16 protein-coding genes are annotated in these 15,288 nt (G+C 50.1%); 14 read left to right on the forward strand and 2 right to left on the reverse strand.

Annotation, left to right across the window (positions count from 1 at the left end):
- The first annotated feature begins 41 nt into the window (after window positions 1–41).
- From flhA to PsW64_RS12230, 7 genes are all read left to right on the forward strand, one after another.
- Window positions 42–2,123 carry a flagellar biosynthesis protein FlhA gene (flhA, locus tag PsW64_RS12200; RefSeq protein WP_063288349.1) on the forward strand — a complete coding sequence of 694 codons (2,082 nt, stop codon included), beginning with the start codon at window positions 42–44 and terminating at the stop codon, window positions 2,121–2,123.
- Complete coding sequence (locus PsW64_RS12205) at window positions 2,120–2,875, forward strand: flagellar biosynthetic protein FliR (RefSeq protein WP_208980745.1); 756 nt, start codon at window positions 2,120–2,122, stop codon at window positions 2,873–2,875. The genes flhA and PsW64_RS12205 overlap by 4 nt, the downstream gene beginning before the upstream one ends.
- 4 nt (window positions 2,876–2,879) lie before the next feature.
- Window positions 2,880–3,284, forward strand: coding sequence for a hypothetical protein (locus tag PsW64_RS12210; RefSeq protein ID WP_063303771.1), 405 nt, complete (start codon window positions 2,880–2,882; stop codon window positions 3,282–3,284).
- A 61-nt stretch (window positions 3,285–3,345) separates the two neighbouring features.
- Complete coding sequence (locus PsW64_RS12215) at window positions 3,346–3,837, forward strand: rod-binding protein (RefSeq protein ID WP_063303772.1); 492 nt, start codon at window positions 3,346–3,348, stop codon at window positions 3,835–3,837.
- Window positions 3,830–4,282, forward strand: a complete 453-nt coding sequence (locus PsW64_RS12220; protein WP_057466039.1) for a hypothetical protein — start codon at window positions 3,830–3,832, stop codon at window positions 4,280–4,282. The genes PsW64_RS12215 and PsW64_RS12220 overlap by 8 nt, the downstream gene beginning before the upstream one ends.
- Window positions 4,283–4,288: 6 nt before the next feature.
- Window positions 4,289–4,780, forward strand: coding sequence for a flagellar basal body-associated FliL family protein (locus PsW64_RS12225; RefSeq protein ID WP_063293136.1), 492 nt, complete (start codon window positions 4,289–4,291; stop codon window positions 4,778–4,780).
- A gap of 64 nt (window positions 4,781–4,844) precedes the next feature.
- A complete protein-coding gene (locus PsW64_RS12230) occupies window positions 4,845–5,141 on the forward strand; it encodes a hypothetical protein (protein WP_208980746.1) in 297 nt (98 codons plus the stop codon).
- Window positions 5,142–5,192: 51 nt separating this feature from the next.
- On the opposite strand, the gene PsW64_RS12235 is transcribed toward PsW64_RS12230, so the two are convergent.
- Both PsW64_RS12235 and PsW64_RS12240 read right to left on the reverse strand, forming a co-directional pair.
- Entirely contained in the window at window positions 5,193–5,873 is a 681-nt protein-coding gene (locus tag PsW64_RS12235; RefSeq protein ID WP_063288353.1) for a GntR family transcriptional regulator, read from the reverse strand.
- A 263-nt stretch (window positions 5,874–6,136) separates the two neighbouring features.
- Window positions 6,137–6,349, reverse strand: coding sequence for a SlyX family protein (locus PsW64_RS12240; RefSeq protein ID WP_057466042.1), 213 nt, complete (start codon window positions 6,347–6,349; stop codon window positions 6,137–6,139).
- Between the two features lie 452 nt (window positions 6,350–6,801).
- Between PsW64_RS12240 and PsW64_RS12245 the strand changes: the two genes are divergently transcribed.
- The 7 genes from PsW64_RS12245 (at window position 6,802) to PsW64_RS12275 (ending at window position 15,141) form a co-directional block, all read left to right on the forward strand.
- Window positions 6,802–7,245, forward strand: a complete 444-nt coding sequence (locus PsW64_RS12245; RefSeq protein ID WP_057466043.1) for a MerR family transcriptional regulator — start codon at window positions 6,802–6,804, stop codon at window positions 7,243–7,245.
- A gap of 585 nt (window positions 7,246–7,830) precedes the next feature.
- The gene (locus PsW64_RS12250; protein ID WP_275078088.1) at window positions 7,831–9,420 is read left to right on the forward strand and encodes an ABC transporter substrate-binding protein; all 1,590 of its coding nucleotides are present in this window, start codon (window positions 7,831–7,833) and stop codon (window positions 9,418–9,420) included.
- Window positions 9,421–9,547: 127 nt separating this feature from the next.
- A complete protein-coding gene (locus tag PsW64_RS12255) occupies window positions 9,548–10,558 on the forward strand; it encodes an ABC transporter permease subunit (RefSeq protein WP_063303773.1) in 1,011 nt (336 codons plus the stop codon).
- Window positions 10,559–10,561: 3 nt separating this feature from the next.
- Complete coding sequence (locus tag PsW64_RS12260; RefSeq protein WP_063288355.1) at window positions 10,562–11,461, forward strand: ABC transporter permease subunit; 900 nt, start codon at window positions 10,562–10,564, stop codon at window positions 11,459–11,461.
- Window positions 11,462–11,463: 2 nt separating this feature from the next.
- Complete coding sequence (locus tag PsW64_RS12265; RefSeq protein WP_063303774.1) at window positions 11,464–12,306, forward strand: ABC transporter ATP-binding protein; 843 nt, start codon at window positions 11,464–11,466, stop codon at window positions 12,304–12,306.
- Window positions 12,306–13,133 carry an ABC transporter ATP-binding protein gene (locus PsW64_RS12270; protein ID WP_063303775.1) on the forward strand — a complete coding sequence of 276 codons (828 nt, stop codon included), beginning with the start codon at window positions 12,306–12,308 and terminating at the stop codon, window positions 13,131–13,133. The genes PsW64_RS12265 and PsW64_RS12270 overlap by 1 nt, the downstream gene beginning before the upstream one ends.
- A gap of 424 nt (window positions 13,134–13,557) precedes the next feature.
- Window positions 13,558–15,141: an ABC transporter substrate-binding protein gene (locus PsW64_RS12275; protein ID WP_063303776.1), complete on the forward strand. Its 1,584-nt coding sequence runs from the start codon at window positions 13,558–13,560 to the stop codon at window positions 15,139–15,141.
- The last annotated feature ends 147 nt before the right edge of the window (window positions 15,142–15,288 follow it).

Consider the following 15,288-nt stretch of genomic DNA (forward strand, 5'->3'; position numbering starts at 1 on the left):
CTAAGTAGCGCAGTATGCTTATACCGAATTGAAGGGTGCGAATGTCTCAGACAGTGACGGGAATTGCTGCTCCAAACAGCAAGCGTGATATTGGATTTGCAGTCGGAATTATCTTCATTCTGTCTGTGCTATTTCTTCCCATGCCAACGTTTATGATCGATTTCGGTCTTGCAATATCAGTTGCATTATCGGTTTTGATCTTGATGGTTTCGCTTTGGATCCAGCGTCCCTTAGAGTTCTCTTCATTCCCAACCATTCTGTTGATCGCGACCATGCTTCGGCTTGCGCTGAATATTGCGACAACGCGCGTTATTCTGGCAAACGGCCATGAAGGACCGCTCGCCGCTGGGTATGTGATCAACGGCTTTTCTCAGTTTGTCATGAGCGGTGACTTTGTCATCGGCCTCATCGTCTTTGCGATCCTTGTAACGGTGAACTTTTTGGTGATCACCAAAGGTGCAAGTCGTATCGCGGAAGTTGGTGCACGTTTTACCCTTGATGGTATTCCCGGCAAGCAGATGGCGATTGATGCCGATCTGTCTGCTGGTATGATTGATGACAAGGAAGCGCAGCACAGACGTGCAGAGCTGGAAGAGGAAAGCTCCTTCTTTGGTGCCATGGACGGTGCCTCAAAGTTTGTGCGCGGTGATGCTGTCGCTGGATTGATCATCACCGTTGTGAATATTTTGGGTGGCATCGTTATTGGCGTTACACGCTACAACATGGACTTAGCTGAAGCTGCCGACGTTTTCACTAAACTGTCTGTTGGCGATGGCCTTGTTTCACAGATTCCGGCGCTGATCGTTTCTCTTGCAGCAGGTCTTCTTGTCTCGAAAGGTGGGACCAGAGGGTCAGCTGAGCAAGCTGTAATGGGGCAGCTGGCTGGATATCCGCGCGCGCTCGCTGTCGCGTCACTGCTGCTTTTATTACTGTCGCTGCTTCCGGGGCTTCCATTCCTGCCGTTTGTTTTCTTGAGCGGTGTGCTTGGGTTTTCTGCCTACGTTATTCCGAAAAGGGCAGCGGAAGCCAAGGCGGAGCTCGCGAAAGCCGAGCTGCAAAAAGTTGAGATGCAGAAGGAAGTCAAGAAAGAGTCCGTGAAGGACAGTCTTGAACTTTCTGAGATTGAGATGCGTCTTGGCAAGCAGCTCACAGCCCGTCTTTTGGCCGCAAAGCCTGAAATTGGAAACCGCATCAACAAGATGCGTAAGAAGTTTGCTGAGCAATACGGGTTTGTGGTTCCAGAGATCAAGGTTACGGACAATCTCAATCTGGAGCCGAAGAGTTACGAGTTTCGTATCCACGGTACGATTGTCGCTTCTGAGAACATCAAAGTTGGTGAACTGATGGTGATCGGTGGCAATCGGGAGCTGCCAGCTCTTCCGGGAACCGAGACCCGCGAACCTGCGTTTGGTATGCAGGCTATGTGGATCCCGACCGCTTTTGAACATGAAGTAAAACGTCAAGGTTATACGACCGTCGATAACCTTTCAGTTGTGCTGACACATCTGTCTGAAGTGATCAGAAATAACCTGTCGCAGCTTCTCTCTTATAAAGATATGCGTAAGCTGTTAGATCGCCTTGATCCGGCTTACACACGCCTGATCGATGATATCTGCCCGCAGCATATCTCATACTCTGGCTTGCAGGCCGTGCTTAAGCTGCTGCTTGCAGAGCGTATCTCCATTCGAAATCTGTCACTGATCATGGAAGCGATTGCGGAGATCGCACCTCATGCACGCAGACCTGAGCAAATTGCTGATCACGTGCGCATTCGCATGGCGACACAAATTTGTGGTGATATTGCCGGAGATGGGAGCCTCAAAGTGCTCCGTCTGGGGAACCGCTGGGACCTTGCATTCCATCAGGCACTTCGCCGCGACGCAAATGGTGAAATCATTGAGTTCGATATGGAGCCTTCGCAGGTTGAAGAATTCGCAAAAGACAGCGCTGAAGTTATTCGAGAGCATATCTCTTCAGGTCAGCGATTTGCTGTCGTCGTTGCTCCGGAAGCACGTCAGTACGTGCGCATGATCACTGAACGTATGTTCCCCGCACTGCCAATTCTCTCTCATATGGAAGTGGCCCGCGGCGTTGATATCGAGGCATTGGGATCAATTTCGTGACCTTGGAAAATGCTCCTGAGGCAATCCTAAGTGTCTTCGTGGTCTTTTGCCGCGTCGGAGCATGCCTCATGGCCATGCCGGGTTTTTCGTCGCCACGTGTGATGATCCGTGTTCGCTTGTTTATAGCAATATCTGCAACCCTGGCGATCTCTCCTCTCATATTGGAGGTGGTTGAGCCAATCATCTCAGCTGCGCCTTTGGATGAGTTGCTGCGCATCATTTTTGTTGAACTGTTGATCGGACTGTTGATCGCAGCATTCGGACGAGCCTTCTTCGGCATGCTTCAGATGATGGTTGGTGCGGCGGCGAATGCCTCCAGCTTCAACCAGCCTGTCACTATTGTCGAAGAATTTCAGCAGCTACCACCGTTAGCATCTTTGGTTACGCTCACTGCAACTGCCATGTTGTTTATCACTGGTGCGCACGCTGATGTCTTTGTTGGACTTGCCGAGAGCTATCGGACAATTCCGGTGGGGGGGGAATTTGTTCCCGCAGCAGCGGTAGATCAGTTCTCAACCAAGCTGATGCAGGGCCTGTTGCTGGCATTGCGTATCACAAGTCCGTTTTTGATCTACGGTGTTGTTGTGAACCTGACCTTGGGCCTCACCAACAGACTGATGCCTCAGATGCCAGTCTACTTTGTAGCACTGCCTGTTGTTATGATGGGGGGACTTTTCATCCTCTGGCAGATCATAACTGAGCTGTTGCGCCTGTTCTATGCAGGGCTCGGCGACTGGTTGGTATTGCAGTAAAGCCATGGATAAAGCACGTGTCACACGCCTCCGGCGCATTATGAAGGTTCAGGAACAAAAAGAGCAGATGATCAAATATGACATCGCGGTTCTTGAAAGTGAGATTCAGCGTTGCGACGAAGAGAGCGAGGAGTTGGTCAGCCACTGGGGACGTCATGAAGGGGAATTACGAGAAGTGATGAACCGGGCGATCTCAAGGCGTCTGGATACCAACAATCGAAGCAAGTCTCTGAAGGAAAAGCATAAGGGCGAGTTGCTCGGCAAGTTGCTTGACCAGAAGAGGCAGACTTCCATGACTGAAAAGCATCATGGCAAAGCTCTGGTGTCTTATCACCGGACCGAAGAGAAAAAGCAGCTTCAGGAAATCGCAGAGCTACAGGCAGTACCTAAGAAGGTCAGGTCCAGATAAGTCTGAGAAATTAGGGTCTTTCCAATTATAAATGCCCTTCTTTTGACTAATGGGAGTGCTCATGGCCATTCAGCCTGTCAGCGATCTTGTTCTGGACGTAATAAATCAAGCAGACCCTTTTGAGGTCAGAGCTGCCACACGCTCTCTTAAGGCTCCCGCCGTTGTTTCAAAGGATCTGCCTGTCTCTGAGCCGTCTTGGGCCTCAAGCAGCTTCTCTAGGTTTATGGCGGAAGCTGACACAGCTCAGGCAAGGGGGCAGGAGGGCGTTGAGAGCTTAAAGTCAATGGCCAACCGCTACTCCAAGAAGCTTGAGACAGCTGATCTTGGTGAGAAGCTGGAAAGTGCTGTCTTGCAGACCTTCGTGAAGTCCATGCTGCCCAAGGAGACTGAAAACGTCTATGGCGGCGGGACAGCAGGCACCATGTGGAAAGGCTTGATGGCGGAGCAGCTCGCAAACCAACTCGCTAAAACAGGTTCTCTTGGGCTGGCAGAAATGCTCCTGCCAGATACCATTCGTCCAACTCTCCCAAAGCATAGAGGCATAAATGTCTGAGATGATCGACAGTGAGCACAAGGAACTGGTTCCGCATGAGGAAAAGCCGGTGGTTCAGGACACTGGGCAGCTTGATGACACCGACGCTTACATTTTGCCGGAAGACTACATTGCTCTTTCTAAAAGTATTGGGCGCGTAGACAAGCTGTTATCGACCGAGAATGAAGCTCTGGTCGGCAAAGGCGATATTGATCTGGAAGAGAGTGCCTATCTCAAAGGCCGCGCGATGCTTGATCTTGATATGGCAGGCAAGGCCGTTGGCCCTGAGAACTTGCCAAGCGAGATCGTTGTCCGGCTTCAGGAACTTCAGGAAAAGCTCGCAGTTAATATGAAGCTGCTGTCGACCCAGCTCAATGCTGTCAAAGAAGTATCTGGTCTCCTGTCACAAGTGATGAAGGATCATGACTCTGATGGCACCTATGAATCTCTGGTTGGAAGCTGGTAAAAACGTATGTTGAAAGTTCTCGTAACCGGAGTTTGGATCTGTCTCGTCACCGTCGGTGCAGCCTACTTTACAGCTCTGTACAAGACCGACTTTGATCCGATGCTGCAAAAGAATGCGCATTTGGAAGGGCTGGATTATCAAAGCACGCCGACCATCAACGTTCCAGTACTCGAAGATGGCAAGATCCACGGTTATATTGTTGCGCAGTTTGTGTTCACGGTTGATAGTGAACTGCTTGCAAAGCTGGCGGTTCCACCTCATGCGTTCATCGTCGATGAAGCTTTCCGTATCATTTACAGCAAGGCTGACAAAGAGTTCGCCCAGCTGAAAAAATCTGACCTGAAGGAGTTGACCGACGAGGTCCGTGACCGTGTCAACGAACGCTTCGCGACAGATATCGTGCAGGACGTCCTCATTCAGGACTTTACATTCCATGTACCTGCGAGTTTGAAGGACAACATTGTTGAAAATGCTGCCAAACAGGCAGCGGCTTCATAATGTATCGACGACGATGATTATCTAGATGAATTGCCAGTATAAAATTTTACACCGAGCCGTTGGAGTGGTCGACGTACAGGACGAGGGGCGTGATATCAGAGCAAACGCTGTGGTCGTCATGAGACCTGGAGCTGCCCCTCCCTCCTACGAGATCCTTTACGCTCCTATTAAGCTCTCTCAGATGTCTGCGGGGATGGTTACAGGAATGACACCTCACGGTGAGGTGCGTTTGCGGCTCTCAGGCATTTACGGTGCAAAGCGACCGGTAATTCAAACAGATCAACCCTATTTGGTTCTGCTCGGGGCAAGCGGGCGTAACGCCCGGATCGATACCTTTAAAATGCCAAAAACTGAGCAATAAAAAAGCGGAGCACAGGCTCCGCTTTTTGCTTATTGATTGAGATCTCTGAACCTAGGCGTTGTCGCCAGTCTTTTCAGCTTGCTTGACTGCAAAGTTGGTCAGATGGTCCATCATCTCGACAGCTGCCGCTTCTGCCTTCTCTGCATCGTTGTTTGCCAAAGCTTCAGCAAGCTTATGATGGCGAATAGCAGAATCTTCGAGTTTCTCAGCGCCGCGGAAAGCACTCCAGGCCCGGCGGCTCATAGTCTGCAGCGGAGCCACAGCGCGAGCTGTAAACGGGTTCCGAGAGACGGCACAGAGCACTTCATCAAAAACCTTATCCGCGCGCAGATAGCCCTTCACATCGCCTGCACGGGCCTGCGCAAGGATTTCTTCAGCACACTGGTGCAGAGCTTCGCGCTCTTCTGCAGTCGCACGCTTAACAGCGGAAGCGACGAGAAGCTGCTCCAAAGGCTTTCTGGTTTCCAGAACCAGAACGTACTCGGAAGTCTCAATCTCAGAAACAAACAGGCCTTTGCGTGGGCGAATAACGATCAGCCCTTCGGTTGAAAGGCGTTTGATGGCCTCGCGCACTGGAGTTCGGCCGATGCCGGTCCGTTCACAAAGGTCACCTTCAGTCAGCGCCATGCCAGGCGCAAGGTCAAGGTTGACGATCAGCTCTTCAATCAGACGATAAGCTTTATCGGCAAGGCTCTCCTTTTTATGGGTCGCCAGTATCTGCTCAATAGCCATTGGGTTTCTTTCTCATCCAGGCTTTTTTGTTCTCAGGTGCTGTTCAAAAAAGGACAGCAGTGGCAGCCCTTATAGGCGGCGGAACAGAAAATTGTATTGTTCACTCTCGTAACGTTGAGTGATCCACGAAAAAAGGGCCTGCGTTCAAGCACAGCAGACCTGTCATCTCTTAATATCAGGTTTCCCCTTACCTGAGTATACCTATCTTTGCTGATGTTCAGCAGGAAAATAGTTTCCTCTTAGTATAGGAAAAGCCTGTTTGCTCAGTAATGTGGAGGTTTCTGGTTCGCAGGTGTTTGTTCAACCAGATCCTGAATATCAAGCAGGTGGTCCTTCATCTGTCCCATTGCTGAGACGAGTCGGTCAAGAACCTGTGCCTGATTGGAGACCACATCATTGAGTGTTTCGATCGTTTCGTTCTGGTGTGCGATATGCATTTCCAGTTCGTCGACCCGTTCCTCAAGACTCTTACTCATAACTTATCCTAGAGCGTATCTCCTTGAAGAGCCAGTCGGTTCGCAAAAGAGGATACGCATACAAATAACTGAAATGACCTAAGCCAAAGGCAAGTTGCTTCAGTAGGCGTCGTAGGGGCAGGGGTCTTCCAAAACCTCAAACTTGTCAAGTCTGGGGAATGCGGCAGCGCAATAAAAATTCAAAAACACGCAGGATACGGATGTTCTATGGCATCTCTTGTGGGTTTATCCCGTTCTTTTTTATAAGGCGCTATCGATATCTCGCAATATTACCTATCTGGCTAATTGCAATTTGTGTTGATTTCTGATGGTTATCCTATAGGTAAAGATTAGGAAGAAAACGAGAAGCCGTAAACGCAATGACAATTTGGTGATATAGTGTCGCCGTTATGGTAATGCTTTACGGCGACGTTAGGTAACGTCAATCAAGTTCTTCAATGTTAGGGGGATGCATGTCTGAGAGAAGAGAAGAAACGCTGAACCCTCTCGCGGAAGCGGAAAAAGAAACGGGTCACGCCGATCAGGAACTTTTTGGAATTGGCGATCTGGCTGAAGAGTTTGAGATTTCTACCCGATCCATCCGGTTTTATGAGAGTAAAGGTCTGATCTCACCTCAGCGCGTCAATGGTGTGCGTATCTATAACCGCAAAGACAGAGCGCGCCTGGCGTTGATCCTGCGCGGTAAAGCGATTGGTTCCTCTCTTTCCGAGATCAAGCACTTCCTGGACCTTTATGGTCAGCACGGGGAAGGGCACCGCCAGCAGCTTGAGTACCTTGGATCTAGAACCGGGGAAGTGCTGAAAGAGCTGAGCGCGAGAAAAGAAGCGCTGGAAGTCACGATCTCCGAAATCCAGTCCATACATGACGAATGTATGGCTAAGCTTTCAGAAGAATAAAAACACTCCAAAACCAGTTGGATAACAGGCTTGTGTGACACGCAATACGCGTATCTGCAGGCCTGAATTTGTATAAGCTCCTGAAAGTATTGTGTAAAAACTGTTTAAATAATCAAGTTCGATTCTAAAGTATAATTACGACACCGCAAATATGTGGTAAGAATACCTATGTAATTTCAGGTAAGTAAGAAGGAATAAAACAACCTGAGGATGCAGTTCTAGGTAGTCGTACCGATTAGACAGTGCTTCTGAAATTTTTAATTATTTCCGAAGTCAGAAACGAAACTTAATGTTCTAAAATCGACCATCGAAGAATTAATCGCATATGATTGTGCGATGTCGTTGATTTGGTTTGAGCTATGAGTGGGTAATCTCGTCGCGGAATTACGTGCAAGCCGAAATCGAAAAACCTGAAGAATGTATCTCGCAGGGAAACCGCGTCATGCATCTTTATGTGGAGAAGACGGCCTTCCATCCTTCCGTTGCCGGAATAGTCTCTCAAAGCCAAAATCCCTGAATAAACTGCAACAATAAGCAGTGTTGAAGAACAACTGGAACAAGCAATAAAACGGAATGAGAATACCAATGTCCTTGAAAAAAAGCCTCTTGCTTGGTGGTAGCCTGTTCGCAGCAGCAGTTGTGGCTGGCCCTGTAATGGCAAAAACTCTCGTGTACTGTTCTGAAGGATCTCCGGAAGGCTTTACACCGTCTCTGTACACCGCAGGCACCACATTTGATGCAAGCTCGCGTCAGATCTACAACAAGCTGGTGGAGTTCAAGCCTGGCACAACCGAAGTTGCTCCGGCACTGGCTGAAAGCTGGGAAGTTTCTGAGGATGGCAAGGAATACACCTTCCACCTTCGCAAGGGTGTAAAATTCCACGACACAAAGTGGTTCACACCAACCCGTGATTTCAATGCCGATGACGTGATCTTCTCATTCGACCGTCAGGGCAACAAGGAAAACCCATATCATAACGTGTCTGGCGGTACCTACGAGTACTTTAACGCCATGGACATGCCTGACCTGATCGACAGCATTGAAAAGATTGACGACTACACTGTCAAATTCAAGCTGACCCGTCCAGAAGCACCAATGATTGCGAACCTGGCGATGGACTTCGCCTCCATCCAGTCTGCTGAATACGCAGACGCAATGGTGAACAGCAAGGACACATTTGATCAGAAGCCAGTTGGTACCGGTCCTTTCCAGCTCGTTGGCTACCAGAAAGACGCTCTGATCCGCTATAAAGCAAACCCTGATTACTGGAATGGCAAAGCGCCACTCGACAATCTGGTCTTTGCAATCACACCAGATGCATCTGTGCGCTATCAAAAGCTTGCTGCAGGTGAATGTCAGGTGATGGCATATCCAAACCCGGCTGACCTGGATGCAATGTCCAAAGATCCAAACGTCACCCTTCTGCAGCAGGAAGGTCTGAATGTTGGCTACATGGCCTACAACACCCAGCAGGCACCGTTTGATAATCCAAAAGTGCGTAAAGCGCTGAACATGGCTATCAACAAGCAGGCTATTCTGGATGCTGTGTTCCAGGGTGTCGGTCAGATCGCGAAAAACCCAATCCCGCCGACAATGTGGTCCTACAACAACGAAATCGTTGATGACCCATATGATCCGGCAGCAGCAAAAGCGGCTTTGGAAGCGGAAGGGGTCAAAGATCTGACAATGAAGATCTGGGCGATGCCTGTACAGCGTCCATACAACCCGAATGCGCGTCGTATGGCTGAAATCCTTCAGGCTGACTTTGCGAAAATCGGTGTTAAAGTCGAGATCGTCAGCTACGAGTGGGGTGAGTACCTTAAGCGTTCTTCTGACATCAATCGTGACGGCGCAGTTCTGCTGGGTTGGACTGGTGACAATGGTGATCCGGACAACTTCCTTGCAGTGCTGATGTCTTGCGATGCAGTGGGCGGTTCCAACCGTGCACAGTGGTGTAATGATGAATTTAATGATCTTGTTGTACAAGCCAAACAGGTATCTGACGTAGATGAACGCACAAGACTTTATGAGGAAGCTCAGGTAGTATTCAAACGTGAGGCGCCTTGGGCAACTATTGCGCACTCTCTTGTCTCTGAGCCGATCAGTGTTCGTGTTGAAAACTACAAGATTGATCCGTTTGGTGGCCATTACTTCTATGGCGTAGATCTGAAGTAGAAATAATTTTCCGCTGGACAATTTGTATCCCGGCGATGTATTCGCCGGGATACTTTTTTGGAAAAGTCTTCCATACCGCAAGTGGTGGCTTGCGGATAAACAATCCTCTGATTGGTGTGACTGAAGTATGCTTCGTCTCATATTAAAAAAACTGGGTTTGCTCATCCCGACCTTTATCGGGGTTACTCTGACCTCGTTCTTCTTCATTCGCCTGCTGCCAGGCGATCCAATTCTGCTCTTGGCTGGCGAACGCGGTGTAAGCCCTGAGCGCTATCAGGAACTTATGGTGCAGTTCGGTTACAATGAACCGATCTGGCAACAGTATTTCACTTACTTGGGCAATTTGGTTCAAGGCGATCTTGGCGTATCTATTGTCACAAAACAGCCTGTTCTTCAGGAGTTTATGACGCTCTTTCCGGCAACGGTTGAGCTTGGCCTCTGTGCAATTCTGTTTGCAATCGTCGTCGGGCTTCCTGCTGGTATTATCGCAGCTGTAAAGCGCGGTAAGGCGCTGGACCACACTGTTATGACAACAGCGTTGGCCGGTTATTCCATGCCAATCTTTTGGTGGGGCCTGCTGCTGATCATCTTCTTCTCCGGCATTTTGGGGTGGACACCTGTTTCAGGTCGTATCTCTCTGTTGTACTGGATTGAGCCTGTTACAGGCTTCATGTTGATCGACACATTGCTCTCAGATGAGCCAGGTGCATTCACCTCGGCTGTAAGCCATCTGATTCTCCCAACCGTCGTCCTGGGCACTATTCCACTGGCAGTTATTGCGCGTCAGACGCGCTCTGCCATGTTGGAAGTTCTGGATGAAGATTATGTGCGTACTGCACGTGCAAAAGGCCTCTCCAACTTCCGTGTGGTCGGCATTCATGCTCTGCGGAATGCGCTCATTCCGGTCATCACCATTATTGGTTTGCAGATCGGCGTGCTGTTTGGCGGCGCAATCCTGACAGAGAGCATCTTCTCCTGGCCGGGAATCGGCAAGTGGATGGTTGATAGTATTTTCCGTCGTGACTACCCGGTTGTGCAGGGCGGTCTTTTGATGATTGCTGCAATCGTCATGATCGTGAACCTGATTGTGGACCTGATGTACGGTCTGGTTAATCCGAAAATTCGGCATACGGAGTAAATCATGGCTGACGTGACACAAAATTCCGGACCGGATACCCGGTTTGAACTTATCGTCAATTTCTGGAGACATTTCCGCACCAACAAAGGGGCTGTTGCGGGTCTGATCTTCTTCCTGACGCTTGTTGTGATTGCTGTGGGAGCAGCTTTTATTGCACCTCATTCACCAATCGAACAGTATCGCGATGCGCTGCTCCTGCCACCAGCATGGCAGGAAGGTGGGAGCTGGTCCTACGTTCTTGGCACAGATGCTGTAGGGCGTGACCTGCTGTCTCGCCTGATTTACGGTAGCCAGTTCTCGCTCTTCATTGGTGTGGTCGTTGTATCTGTTGCGCTTGTTGTTGGTGTGTGTCTCGGTCTGGTGGCCGGTACGTTTGGTGGTTGGGTTGATACCATCATCATGCGTATCATGGACATCATCCTGGCATTCCCGTCGTTGCTGCTGGCCTTGGTGCTTGTTGCTATTCTCGGCCCATCGCTCCTCAACGCGATGATCGCGATCGCGATCGTACAGCAGCCATACTATGTGCGTCTCACCCGAGCATCAGTGATGTCCGAAATGAGCCGTGAGTATGTGATGGCCGCGCGTGTTTCCGGTGTTGGTACTCTGCGTTTGATGTTCGTGACTGTGCTGCCAAACTGTATGGCTCCACTCATCGTGCAGGCAGCGCTTTCCTTCTCCACCGCGATCCTTGATGCAGCGGCTCTGGGCTTCCTCGGTATGGGTGCTCAGCCACCTCAGCCGGAATGGGGCACAATGCTTGCTGAATCTCGCGAGTTCATCCTGCGTGCGCCATGGGTCGTCACCTTCCCAGGTATTGCGATTTTAACCACAGTGCTGGCAATCAACTTGATCGGTGATGGCCTGCGTGACGCTCTCGATCCTAAACTGAAGAGGAGCTGACGATGGCCCTTCTTGAAATTGAAAACCTAACGGTTGAATTCGACACGGTTGATGGACGTTTCCGGGCTCTGGATGGCGTGAGCTATTCCGTCGACGCAGGTGAAGTTCTTGCTGTTGTGGGTGAAAGTGGATCTGGTAAATCTGTAGCCATGTTGGCTGTTATGGGCCTGCTGGCCAACAACGGTCATCTGTGGGCGGACAAGCTGGAGTTTGAAGGCTATGACCTTCTGACCATGTCTGCAAAAAAGCGCCGCGAGATCATTGGTAAAGACATTTCCATGATCTTCCAGGAGCCAATTGCAAGCTTGAATCCATGCTTCACTGTCGGTGCTCAGATTGATGAGACCCTCAAAGAGCACACCAAGCTTAGCAGAACTTCTCGAAGAGAAAGGGCTATTGAATTGCTCGACTCTGTTGGGATGCCTGAGTCCGCGAAGGCGCTGAAAAAATACCCACACCAGATGTCTGGTGGTCAGTGTCAACGTGTGATGATTGCTATGGCGATTGCGTGTAAGCCAAAGCTGCTGATCGCTGATGAGCCAACAACTGCGCTCGACGTGACCATTCAAAAGCAGATCCTCGATCTGCTCCTTGATCTGCAGAAAGAAAGCGGCATGGGCCTGATCATGATCACTCATGATATGGCAGTGGTTGCTGAAACGGCTGACCGTGTGGTGGTTCAGTACAAAGGCAAGAAGATGGAAGAGTCAGATGTTCTCTCACTCTTTGAAAGCCCGAAGAACCCGTACACCAAGGCACTGCTTTCCGCGCTTCCTGAAAACGCGACAGGCGATCGTTTGCCAACGGTCTCTGATTTTCACCTCGGCGATGAAGGAGCTGCATAATGGCTGACGATATCATCCTCGAAGCGCGCAATCTGGTTCGCGAATATCGCACCAAAGAAGGTATCTTCGGAAAAGAGCATGTTAACCGTGCTCTGAAGGGCATCAGCTTTAGTCTGGAACGCGGCAAAACGCTTGCTGTGGTGGGAGAATCCGGCTGCGGCAAGTCTACATTGGCGCGTATCCTGACTTTGATCGATCCGGCAACGGCAGGGGAGCTTCTCATTGAGGGCAACCCGATCGACATCTCAAAGGAAAAGCTGTCCAAGGACATGCGCTCCAAGGTGCAGATCGTGTTCCAGAACCCGTACGGGTCTTTGAACCCGCGCCAGCGTGTTGGTGACGTTCTTACCGAACCTTTGATGATCAACACCACCATGTCTCCAGCCGAGCGCCGCGACAAGGCGATGGAAATGCTGGTTAAGGTTGGTCTTGGTCCTGAGCATTTCAACCGCTATCCGCACATGTTCTCTGGTGGTCAGCGTCAGCGTATTGCGATTGGTCGTGCACTGGTTCTCAACCCGTCACTCCTCATTCTTGATGAGCCTGTTTCAGCGTTGGATCTGTCCGTTCAGGCTCAGATCCTGAACTTGCTGGCAGATTTGCAGGATGAGTTCAACCTGACTTACCTGTTCATTTCCCACGATTTGTCTGTGGTACGCTACATCGCGGACAAGGTCATGGTGATGTATTATGGCGAAGTGGTTGAGTACGGCACGCGCGACGAAGTGTTTGGAAATCCTCAGCATGAGTATACCCAGACACTGTTCAACGCGACGCCTCAGGCAGACATCGCTCACATCAAAGCGCGGCTTGCTGCTTCTCACTAAGCTGATTGTGTAGTTTGAAAATTAAAAGGGCGGTTCCCATCGGGGAGCCGCCCTTTGTCATTTCATTAACGATTTTCCCAATTCAGTGCAATGTTGAAACAATTTCTTTGAAAAATGCGCAATTAAGAGGAGATTTTACCGAGAATTACGTATAAGGTACTCCCGTTTGCAGCTGTTGCATATGGGGTGTGCTGGGGAGGACACGATGCAGCGGAAGGGGGCTTATTTTGTGCTCTATCCGCGCTATTTCTTCCTGAAATCATTCTGAACATGACTTCTTCTTTGAGGAGAGGTTCGTAGGCTTGAGGTGAGCCTGCGGTGTGGCGCTGCAAAATCCTATGAGAAGAACTGCATCAAGCAGCTTCGATAAATGATCAAAGGCCTTGGCTTTTGCATTCACTTTAGGTGATTGGGGACACGAGAAATGAAAAAATCAATTCTTATGGGCAGTGTGTTGGCTGCAACAATGGCGTTTGCTGCACCAAGCATGGCCAAAACACTGGTATACTGCTCAGAAGGTTCTCCTGAGGGCTTCACACCAGCGCTCTACACAGCAGGCACAACATTTGATGCGTCTTCCCGCCAGATCTTCAACAAGCTGGTTGAATTTGAGCGCGGTACAACAAGCATCGCTCCGGCACTGGCTGAAAGCTGGGACGTATCTGAAGATGGTAAGGAATACACCTTCAAGCTGCGTAAGGGCGTAAAATTCCACACCACCAAAGACTTCACTCCAACGCGTGATTTCAACGCGGACGACGTGATCTTCTCCTTCGACCGTCAGGGCAACAAAGAAAACCCATACTTCAGCGTTTCCGGCGGTAACTACGAATACTTCAACGCAATGTCCATGCCTGATCTCATCAAAGAGATCGTGAAGGTAGACGACTACACTGTGAAGTTCGTTCTGACCCGTCCAGAAGCGCCAATGATCGCAAACCTTGCGATGGATTTTGCTTCCATTCACTCTGCTGAATACGCAGAGAAGATGATGGACAATCAGGATGCATTCGATCAGAACCCTGTTGGCACCGGCCCATTCCAGCTGGTTGGCTATCAGAAAGATGCGTTGATCCGCTATAAAGCAAACCCGGATTACTGGGCTGGCAAAGCACCAATCGACAATCTGGTATTCGCGATCACTCCTGATGCGTCCGTGCGCTATCAGAAGCTGAAAGCTGGCGAATGTCACGTAATGCCTTATCCAAACCCAGCTGACATTGCAGCAATGAAGGATGATCCATCGATCAACCTCATGCAGCAGGAAGGCCTGAACGTTGGGTATCTGGCTTACAACACCAAGGTTGCACCGTTTGACAACGTGAAGGTCCGTAAGGCTCTGAACATGGCTGTCAACAAGCAGGCAATTCTGGACGCAGTGTTCCAGGGTGCTGGTAAAGTCGCTTCCAACCCAATCCCGCCGACCATCTGGTCTTACAATGCAGACCTTCAGGATGATAAGTATGATCCGGTTGCTGCAAAAGCTGCTCTGGAAGCGGAAGGCGTTAAAGATCTGAAGATGAAGATCTGGGCGATGCCTGTTCAGCGTCCTTATAACCCGAACGCACGTCGTATGGCTGAAGTTATTCAGGGCGACTTCGCAAAGGCTGGTGTTGACGTTGAGATCGTTTCCTATGAGTGGGGTGAGTACCTGAAGCGCTCTAAAGAGGTAGACCGTGACGGTGCTGTTCTGCTCGGCTGGACTGGTGACAATGGTGACCCGGACAACTTCCTCGCAGTTCTTCTTGGCTGTGACGGCGTTGGTGGTTCCAACCGCGCTCAATGGTGTAACGCTGAGTTTGAAGACCTGATCCAGAAAGCGAAAGTAACTGCAGACGTTGCTGAGCGTACCAAGCTCTATGAGCAGGCACAGGTGGTCTTCAAGCGTGAAGCTCCATGGGCAACCATCGCTCACTCTGTTGTTTCTGAGCCAGTTTCTGTGAAGGTCGAAAACTACAAGATCGATCCATTCGGTGGTCACATCTTCTACGGCGTTGACCTCAAGTAATTCAGAGTTCTCTCTGGAATGCGAAAAGCCCCGGCCATGTGCTGGGGCTTTTTTGTTTCTGTATGCCAGTGTGTAAAGACTTATCCCCCTGGCTCAAAACCATGCCCATACTAAGCGCATGCCTACGTAACGGGCTGCTGGCGGAGC

The sequence above is a fragment of the Pseudovibrio sp. W64 genome, from assembly GCF_001623145.1.
Taxonomy (GTDB): domain Bacteria; phylum Pseudomonadota; class Alphaproteobacteria; order Rhizobiales; family Stappiaceae; genus Pseudovibrio.

Coding starts and splice junctions, on each gene's coding strand:
- flhA (WP_063288349.1), top strand. CDS start 42: ATGTCTCAGACAGTGACGGGAATTGCTGCTCCAAACAGCAAGCGTGAT.
- PsW64_RS12210 (WP_063303771.1), top strand. CDS start 2,880: ATGGATAAAGCACGTGTCACACGCCTCCGGCGCATTATGAAGGTTCAG.
- PsW64_RS12215 (WP_063303772.1), top strand. CDS start 3,346: ATGGCCATTCAGCCTGTCAGCGATCTTGTTCTGGACGTAATAAATCAA.
- PsW64_RS12220 (WP_057466039.1), top strand. CDS start 3,830: ATGTCTGAGATGATCGACAGTGAGCACAAGGAACTGGTTCCGCATGAG.
- PsW64_RS12225 (WP_063293136.1), top strand. CDS start 4,289: ATGTTGAAAGTTCTCGTAACCGGAGTTTGGATCTGTCTCGTCACCGTC.
- PsW64_RS12235 (WP_063288353.1), bottom strand. CDS start 5,873: ATGGCTATTGAGCAGATACTGGCGACCCATAAAAAGGAGAGCCTTGCC.
- PsW64_RS12240 (WP_057466042.1), bottom strand. CDS start 6,349: ATGAGTAAGAGTCTTGAGGAACGGGTCGACGAACTGGAAATGCATATC.
- PsW64_RS12245 (WP_057466043.1), top strand. CDS start 6,802: ATGTCTGAGAGAAGAGAAGAAACGCTGAACCCTCTCGCGGAAGCGGAA.
- PsW64_RS12250 (WP_275078088.1), top strand. CDS start 7,831: ATGTCCTTGAAAAAAAGCCTCTTGCTTGGTGGTAGCCTGTTCGCAGCA.
- PsW64_RS12255 (WP_063303773.1), top strand. CDS start 9,548: ATGCTTCGTCTCATATTAAAAAAACTGGGTTTGCTCATCCCGACCTTT.
- PsW64_RS12260 (WP_063288355.1), top strand. CDS start 10,562: ATGGCTGACGTGACACAAAATTCCGGACCGGATACCCGGTTTGAACTT.
- PsW64_RS12265 (WP_063303774.1), top strand. CDS start 11,464: ATGGCCCTTCTTGAAATTGAAAACCTAACGGTTGAATTCGACACGGTT.
- PsW64_RS12270 (WP_063303775.1), top strand. CDS start 12,306: ATGGCTGACGATATCATCCTCGAAGCGCGCAATCTGGTTCGCGAATAT.
- PsW64_RS12275 (WP_063303776.1), top strand. CDS start 13,558: ATGAAAAAATCAATTCTTATGGGCAGTGTGTTGGCTGCAACAATGGCG.